The organism is Trichloromonas sp., assembly GCF_041583255.1.
In the GTDB taxonomy this organism is placed as follows: Bacteria; Desulfobacterota; Desulfuromonadia; order Desulfuromonadales; family Trichloromonadaceae; genus Trichloromonas.
This window is the reverse complement of record NZ_JBFHGD010000160.1, coordinates 1-7,804: the sequence shown is the minus strand read 5'-3', so window position 1 is coordinate 7,804 and position 7,804 is coordinate 1. Positions and strand designations below refer to the sequence as shown.

Here is a 7,804-nt window from a genome sequence, read left to right as displayed (position 1 = left end):
CCCTGTTGCAGGGCGCGGATGATGACTTCCTTGACCTTCCCCTCCCCCATCAGGTACTTGGGGTTGAGCTGGCGCGGGCGCTGAATCACCCGGTCAAGCACCAGTAAATCTGCGGTGCGGGCCAGTTCAGCCAGCTCATCGAGAGAATCCTCGGTTTCCTGGCGGGCGCCCTGGCTGACCGAGATGAGAATGGCCTTTTCCCGGGAATCGGAGAGGTCGATGGTTTCCCCCATCTTCCGTTCCAGTTCCTCGTCAAGGGCGTTGACAAAGGCCTCGGCGTTGAAGTCAAGATCATGCACCGACGGCGCGGAGAGGGTCTCGACGCTCTGTCCCCCCGAACCGGGCGGCAGCACATGCGCGTAGTGGACCCGTCCCGGCAGCCCCCCCTCGCCGACCGCGATGGCCACCATCAGGTCGAGCCGCAGCAGGGCCAGGTCGGTCAGGTCATCCTGGGAAAGAGGTTCCCCCTTGAGATGGGTGTGGATGCAGCGCAGCCCGCGCAGGCCGCTGCGGCCGAGACCGACATCGGAGAGATCGGGAATGACGATCTCGCGGTCGTCACCGACGATGACGTGCTTGATGGATCCCTGGCGGTCGATGATGACGCCAACCTGGCGCTTCATGTCGAAAGACCGCTCGGTGAGATAACGGGCCAGCTCCGGGGTGATCACCTGGTCGACCGGAATCCGCCGCCGGTAGATCCGTTCGAGGGCCTGAATTTGGCTCGCCTTGAGACCCGAAAGATTACCCTGTATCACGCTGGCCTCGCAGCATCCGGCTAGCCGGGCAAGAAAACGAAAAAAGGGGCCACAGGGGCCCCTTGATGGGATTTTTTTCGCAAGACAGGTTATGCACCGGTAATGCTGAAACCGGCGTCGACGTAGTGAATTTCTCCCGTTACGCCGCTGGCCAGGTCGGACAGCAGGTACATGCTGGCCTTGCCGACTTCTTCCTGATCAACGCAGCGCTTGAGCGGTGCGCGGTCGTCCATCAGCTTGAGTTTTTCGCGGAAGTTGGCGATGCCGGAGGCCGCCAGGGTCTTGATCGGGCCGGCCGAAACGGCGTTGACCCGGATCCCTTTTTCGCCCAGTTCGACCGCCAGGTAACGCACCGAGGCCTCGAGTGCGGCCTTGGCCACCCCCATGACGTTGTAGTTGGGAATGGTCCGCACGGCGCCAAGGTAGGTCATGGTGACGATGCTGCCGCCACTGGTCATCAGGGGAACCGCGTAGCGGGTGATGGCGACCAGAGAGTAGGCACTGATATCGAGGGCCAGCTGAAAGCCGGCGCGACTGGTCTGGCTGAAGCCATGCTTGAGGTCTTCACGATTGGCGAAGGCGACCGCATGCACGACGAAATCGATGGAGCCCCACTCCTTGCCGACGGTTTCAAAAACCGCTGCGATGTCATCGTCCTTGCAGACATCGCAGGGAAGGATCAGTTCGGCATCAAGGCTCTCCGCGAGCGGGCGCACCCGTTTCTCGAGGGATTCGTTCAGGTAGGTGAATGCCAGGGTGGCCCCGGCAGCTTTAAGTTGCTGGGCAATCCCCCAGGCAATGCTCATATCATTCGCCACACCGAAGATGATGCCGCGCTTTCCTTCCATCAAACCCATTTAATATCTCCTTGCGTTATAGCCTTGTTTGAATGGAGATTCTTAGCAGATCGCACAAGATAAAGCAAGCGGTTTTGACCAGCCTGCGGCCGTTGGGAATCAACGGCTGTCATTCCAATTAAAAGAGTGCCGATTAGCCGTTGACAAGCCGGCGCCTGGAGACGACAATTCCGACGATGAAAAAAGCTGAAGGGATCTGAAGATGGACTTGCTGACCATACTCGGCATCGCCGTGGCCCTGGCCATGGATGCTTTTGCCGTGGCCCTGGCCGCCGGCGTCACCCTCGAACGGATTACCGGCCGACACCTGTTTCGCTTCGGATTTCACTTCGGGCTGTTCCAGGCCATGATGCCGGTGCTCGGCTGGCTGGCGGGAATCACCGTGCAGCGCCATATCTCTGCCTACGATCACTGGATCGCCTTCGGCCTGCTGGCTTTCGTCGGCGTCAAGATGATCCGCGAGGCCTTTGCCGAAGCGGATGAAGAGACCGGCCCGTGCGACCCGACCCGCGGCCTGACCATGGTCATGCTGGCGATCGCCACCAGCATCGACGCTTTGGCGGTCGGCTTGTCGCTGGGGATGCTCGGGGTCAGCGTCTGGCTGCCGGCCGTGATGATCGGCCTGGTCTGCGGCGTGCTGACCGTGATCGGCATGCTGCTCGGCGGCCGCATCGGCAGCCTCTGGGGCAAGCGGGTGGAAGTTCTTGGCGGGCTGGTGCTGTGCGGCATCGGCCTGAAGATTCTGCTGGAGCACACCCTCTTCCAATAGCAGGCGCGACTATAACGGTGCCATCGGACAATCGTCCAGCGCCCTGGATCATGGCGCAGAAAAGGACCAGGCGTCAGTCCGGATGCCCACATCGAGAGTTTTTCCCGATTCAATTTCAACCTTGAACAGCTCGCCATTTTGCCCGGGAGTCATGAAGACGAGATCGTCTTCTGCCGGCGGCCCCAGCGCCGGACCGGACGTTCGCTTGACCACCACGCCGAGACAATACTCCCCGGCCGGCGCTTCGATGACGAAACTTCCGTCCGCACCAATTTCGACAGCAAACGCCGGATCACCAATCGTCTCGACCAAGACGCCGGCAGCCGAGTCGCAGCGCTGCCAGAGAGCGGCCACCCCGCGGTAACGGGAAATATCGTCCCAAGCCACCTTTCCCGCCACCTTGCCAATCGATCCCGAACCGGCAGACACCACCTGAGAAATGGTTAGCAGCAGAATCACCAGCCCCATCCGTTTCAGTTGCATGAAGATCCTCCTCAGGGGGTTGACACCGTTCCAAATGCATACAAAAAGCCGTCATTCGATCCGATCAGCAGCAAGTCTTCTCCCACGGAGGGAGAAATAGACACCTTGCCGCCGGTCGCAAAACTCCAGACGTTCTTCCCGGACCCGGCAGCAAAACCATAGACGCTCCGGTCATCGGACCCGACATACACCGTATCTCCCACCACCAGCGGCGACGAATCGACCTTGCGCCCGGTAGCGGCCCGCCATTTCACCTTGCCGCTGGTCCGCTCGAGCGCCACCAGGTCATTGCCGATGCCGACGTAAACCATCTGCGGCGCAACAGCCGGCGATGATTTGCTGAGATCGGTAAAGACCTGGGCCTCCCCTTGAGGTGCGGCTGCCGGGGTTTTCCAGACCAGCGAACCGTCGGAGGCTCTCAGCGCATAGACATGGTCGTCGCGCACATGTACATAGAGGATGCCGTCGGCCAGCGCCGGCGTAGCGTAAATCTGCCGGGGCACCGGGAACTTCCAGCGCACCTCGCCGGTGTCGGCCTTGAGCGCAAAGAGGTGGCTGTCTTTCAGGCCGTCGCTGCCGACGTAAAGATCGCCACCGTCGCTGGTCGGTGAGGCGTAACTCCCCTCGGTGCCGGTATCGACCAGCCAGCGCAGCCGGCCGCTCTTGGCGTCGAGAGCACGGATGCGGCCGTCGCAGCCGCCGACATAGACCACCCCGTCGGCAATAAGCGGCGACGACCGGATGCCCCGGTAGCTGATGGTCCGGAATTGGCGTACCCCCGATTTGTAGCGCCACAAACGCGTGCCGTCGCCGGCGTTAAGCGCATAGAGGTAATTATCGGTCGAACCGGCGTAGACCACGCCGTCATGAAAAGTCGGCGTCGACACCACCCGGCCACCGGTGGCAAATTCCCAGAGCAGAGTCCCCTTTTCGACATCAAGAGCATACACATATCCGTCATGTCCACCGACGTAAACCACCCCGCCGTTAACGCTGGCCGGCGACAGGCCGTCATCCACAGCCGGAAAGGATTCGATTTCCCGCACCCCGTGCCGGGTCTTGAATTTCCATTTCAGAGCCAGTGGCGGCTGCGGACCCTCGGCAAGATAGCCGGTGCGATGAGCATTGCCACGAAACATGGACTGGTCGCCCGCCGCGAGTGCAGCCGCGGTCCCGCAAAAAAGGAGCAGCGCAGACAGCAGGCAGAGACAGGCCATCGGGGAGATGGAAAAGGGTCGAGAATGACGGGGGAGACTTTCCATTCGAAGCTCCGGCATCAGGGAAAAAAGCGCTTGGCCATGAGCTTGACCGCGGCCGCAAAAGCCAGTACGGCAAAAAGCGTCAGCCAGGCCAGTTCCGGCAACAGCGCGCCCCCCGCGGTGCCATGACACAAGGCACGGGACACGGCCACCAGGTGGGTCAAGGGGAAGAGCCAGGATATCACGCCGGCCCAGGGGCCGAGGCTGTCCAGCGGAAAAAAAATCCCCGAGAAAAAGAACATCGGCGAGATCACCAGGGTGAAATAGTAATTGAAGGAATCGTAGGATTTCGCCAGAGAAGTGACGATCATGCCGAGGCTGGCGAAGATGAGCCCGCCCAAAAGGAGCAGGCCGACCAGCAGAATCCCCGGCCAGGGCGGTACCACCCCGGTCAGAAAGGCCAGCAGCAGCACCGTGATGCCGCTGGCGAGCCCCTTGGTCACCGCCCAGAGCATCTCGCCCAGAACGATCTCTTCAAAGGTCAGCGGGGCCAGGGTCATACTGGCGTGTATCTGCTGGTGCTCCAGCTTGGAAAAGGTGCTGTAGGTCGCCTCGATGGTGGTGCTGTGCATGACGGCGGACAACATCAGGCCGGGAACGACGTAATTCAGGTAGGACAGGCCGCCGATGGGGGGAACGATGGTGCTCAAACCGTAGCCGAGGCCGAGAAAATAAAAGAGCGGCTCACCGATGGTTCCGACCAGGCTGGTCTTCCAGTTGCGCGACCAGACCCGGGCGTTGCGCAGCCAGACCCAGAGCGGCCCGCCGACGGAGAGGCGATCGAGCAGCCGGGCTGTCAGCATGGGGCGGCCCGGCCTTCGCCCATGGGGATGTTATGCCGAACCGCGAGCTTGCAGATTTCGGCAAAGGAGCCGCTTTCAACCAGGCGTCCCTGGTCCATGATCGCCGCCCGGTCGCAGACCGCCTCGAGCTCTTCGGCCAGGTGAGTGGCGACCAGCAGGGTCAGCCCCTCCTTTTTGAGCTGCCGCAGCTTTTCCAGGTAAAGCTGGCGACTGTCCCGGTCAAGGCCGCGGGTCGGCTCGTCGAGCACCAGGATCGAGGGCGCCCCCAGCAGGGCCCGGGCCAGGACCAGTCGCCGGCGCAGACCACTGGAGAGCTGGCCGATCAGCTGATCGGCGTAAGGATCCAGCTCCATGCTTTCGAGCAGCTGCTGTGCCCGGTGATGGGCATTGCGCCCGGAAATGCCGGCGTAACGGGCATGAAACAACAGGTTGTCGTAAACCCCCAGGTCACCGTCAAGCAGGTCGTCCTGCGGAACGATGCCGAGCTGCCGCTTGACCTGGCGGGGCTGGCGGACCACGTCCATCCCGTTGACCAGAATCCGCCCGGCACTCGGCCGCAGGCTGCCGTAGATCATCTTCAGGGTGGTCGATTTGCCGGCCCCGTTCGCGCCGAGCAGACCGAAACCGCTCCCCCGGCCGACCGCCAGGCTGATGCCGTCGACCACGCAGCGCCGGTCGAACACCCGGCTGACCCGTTCGAGCACGATGACCGGGTCGCTAATCAGTTTTCTGGACATCAAATACCTCCGGGTGAAACATCCGGGCCAGTTCGTTGAGCGCCTGAGGCAGTCGCGGCCCCGGGCGGTTGATCAGAATCATGTCGAAATCGGTGGCGTCGTAAATCCGCCGGCTGCGGACCGCGCTGATGCCGTCCCAGCCCTCCCGCTTGGCGGCCCCGACCTTGTACTGAAAGGGGTGATCCAGCAGGATGATCTGGGGATCGGCCTGCACCACCTCCTGCGTCGACACCGCCAGGTACGGCAGCGGCCGGTCGGCAAAGACGTTGCTTCCGCCAGCCCGCCGGATCAGGTCGGACATGAAGGAGTCCCGGCCGACGCTGTAGAGAAGCTGGGGGCCGTCGACCTCGAGATAGACCCGGGGCCGCTGGGTTTCCGCCAGGTGACCGAGGCGGGCGCCGATCCGATCCATCTCGGCCTGCAGTTCGGCGGCCAGCTCCCTGGCCCGCTCAACCTTGTCGGTCAACTCGCCGATGGCGAGAATCGACCGGATGATGTCGTCGCCGCTGCTGGCCGGGAAGACCCTGGCTTGCAGGCCGGCTTCGGCGAGCAGCTCAAGGTCGGCATCGCGAACCTGCTCGCTCAGCAGCACCAGGCCGGCGCCGGCTTTGGCGATGCGGGCCATATCCGGATGATTGAAATCACCGCACCTGGGCTTGAGCCGGGCGGCCAGCGGGTAATCGCACTGCCGGGAAACCCCCGCCAGGCGCCCCTGGGCGCCGATGGCGTAAAGAATCTCGGTCAACCCGGGGGACAGGGAGACGATGCGGACCGGTTCCCCGCTCCCGGCGTGGCCCGAAATCGCGAACGCCAGTGCGAGCAGAAGGGTCAGCCCCGCGATCAATTTCCTAGAAATCAAATACTTCACTCCATCCGCCTCACGACAATCTTTACCGGGCCGGTCGAGCCATCCTCACCGACCTCGACCCGCTGCAGCTGGGCGTCGCCGTGAAAGCTGTGCCATTCACCGGGCAGCGGCGGGCCGCCGTAGCCGCTGCGCGCGCCGATGTAATAGGTTCCCGGTCCGGCCAGGGGCAGCAGGAACTCCCCGTCGGCAGAGACCGGCATCGAACGGAACGGCGGGATCGTCCCGACCGGGTACGGTTCGCTGAAGGCAAAGGCGTAGACCCCCGCCGGCACAACTCCCGCCGCATCGATGACCGTACCGCGGATGCCGGCCAGCTGGTCGCCGGAATGGCGGGCCTGCTGCGAACGGAGTTTTTCCACCAGGCGCAGGCGGACCGACAGCCGCTGCCCCTCGTCCAGGGTCAGGGGGTTGGCCGCGGCAAAGCCGAACAGGTCGCCGACCTGCAGCGGGCCGAGCTGACCGTCCTGCCGCCGGGTGGCCACCAGGTAGTAACTCCCCGGCGGGACATCGACGGCGAAATATCCCTGTTCATCGGTACCGCCGGGAACCGCGCCCTGCGGGCCAAACAGATCGGGTCCGCGAAAACCGCTGGCGGCATCGGGATAGAGGTAGATATTCACCCCGGCCAGCGGCCCATCGGTACCGCTCACCCGCCCCTCCAGCACCGTCATCCCTGGCTCAGCGGACGGCTCGGACCGAACCGTCGAAACCTCGAGCAGCTGCAGATTGATCGCGGTTTCGACACCCGCCGCAGCGGTCACCGGGTTGCCGCCGTAATAGCCGAAAAGATCGCCTTCAGCCGGGCTGGCATCGGGGAAGCCGCCCGCCGTCTTCTTGCTGACCAGGTAATAACGCCCCGGAGCCAGGTGCAGGGAGAAGCGGCCATCCCGGTCGGTCGGGGCCGAAAAGGTGAACCCCTCGCCGTGAAAATCGGCGGCCGCTTCGCGAAAAACGTGTACCCGGGCCCCGGATACCGGCGCGCCCCCCCTTACCACCTTGCCGCTGAACCCGGCATACTGCTTGAGCTGGCGGCCGGCCGCCGCGAAGGGCTGCGCGGCCCAGGGGGCGTAAATAACCTCGTCGCGGGGATATTTTTTGCCCAGGTACTCGGTGTCGGGCTTGTCGAAAACATCCTCGAAAATATCCTGGTTCCCGCTTCCGGCGAAATCGCGCATCTGCGCGGTCGCAAGCTCCCCCCACCAGTTGTCACGGGCCGCGAACAGGATTTCAAGATCCCCCTCGACGGCGACTTTTTCTTCGGCCAGCAGTT

At 63.3% G+C, this 7,804-nt stretch carries 8 protein-coding genes and 1 pseudogene; 1 reads left to right on the top strand and 8 read right to left on the bottom strand.

What is annotated here, in order from left to right; all coding sequences use genetic code 11:
• Together ABYV89_RS12290 and fabI are read right to left on the bottom strand one after the other, a co-directional pair.
• Window positions 1-758: pseudogene (locus tag ABYV89_RS12290) on the bottom strand (GTPase HflX); the annotation flags it as partial.
• A gap of 89 nt (window positions 759-847) precedes the next feature.
• Entirely contained in the window at window positions 848-1,615 is a 768-nt protein-coding gene (gene fabI, locus ABYV89_RS12285; protein ID WP_432823249.1) for an enoyl-ACP reductase FabI, read from the bottom strand.
• A gap of 202 nt (window positions 1,616-1,817) precedes the next feature.
• Here fabI and ABYV89_RS12280 point away from each other — a divergent pair, with 202 nt between their 5' ends.
• Entirely contained in the window at window positions 1,818-2,384 is a 567-nt protein-coding gene (locus tag ABYV89_RS12280; RefSeq protein ID WP_432823248.1) for a manganese efflux pump MntP, read from the top strand.
• A 48-nt stretch (window positions 2,385-2,432) separates the two neighbouring features.
• Here the strand turns inward: ABYV89_RS12280 and ABYV89_RS12275 are convergent, their stop codons facing one another.
• The 6 genes from ABYV89_RS12275 to ABYV89_RS12250 form a co-directional block, all read right to left on the bottom strand.
• Complete coding sequence (locus ABYV89_RS12275; protein ID WP_432823247.1) at window positions 2,433-2,867, bottom strand: hypothetical protein; 435 nt, start codon at window positions 2,865-2,867, stop codon at window positions 2,433-2,435.
• 11 nt (window positions 2,868-2,878) lie between these two features.
• The gene (locus tag ABYV89_RS12270) at window positions 2,879-4,129 is read right to left on the bottom strand and encodes a PQQ-binding-like beta-propeller repeat protein (protein ID WP_432823246.1); all 1,251 of its coding nucleotides are present in this window, start codon (window positions 4,127-4,129) and stop codon (window positions 2,879-2,881) included.
• A 14-nt stretch (window positions 4,130-4,143) separates the two neighbouring features.
• Window positions 4,144-4,929, bottom strand: a complete 786-nt coding sequence (locus tag ABYV89_RS12265) for an ABC transporter permease (protein ID WP_432823245.1) — start codon at window positions 4,927-4,929, stop codon at window positions 4,144-4,146.
• Window positions 4,923-5,666 carry an ABC transporter ATP-binding protein gene (locus ABYV89_RS12260; RefSeq protein WP_432823244.1) on the bottom strand — a complete coding sequence of 248 codons (744 nt, stop codon included), beginning with the start codon at window positions 5,664-5,666 and terminating at the stop codon, window positions 4,923-4,925. The genes ABYV89_RS12265 and ABYV89_RS12260 overlap by 7 nt, the downstream gene beginning before the upstream one ends.
• Entirely contained in the window at window positions 5,647-6,525 is an 879-nt protein-coding gene (locus ABYV89_RS12255) for an ABC transporter substrate-binding protein (protein WP_432823243.1), read from the bottom strand. The genes ABYV89_RS12260 and ABYV89_RS12255 overlap by 20 nt, the downstream gene beginning before the upstream one ends.
• A 5-nt stretch (window positions 6,526-6,530) precedes the next feature.
• Window positions 6,531-7,804 (bottom strand): carboxypeptidase-like regulatory domain-containing protein (locus ABYV89_RS12250; protein ID WP_432823242.1); only part of this gene is annotated, 1,274 nt, incomplete at its 5' end.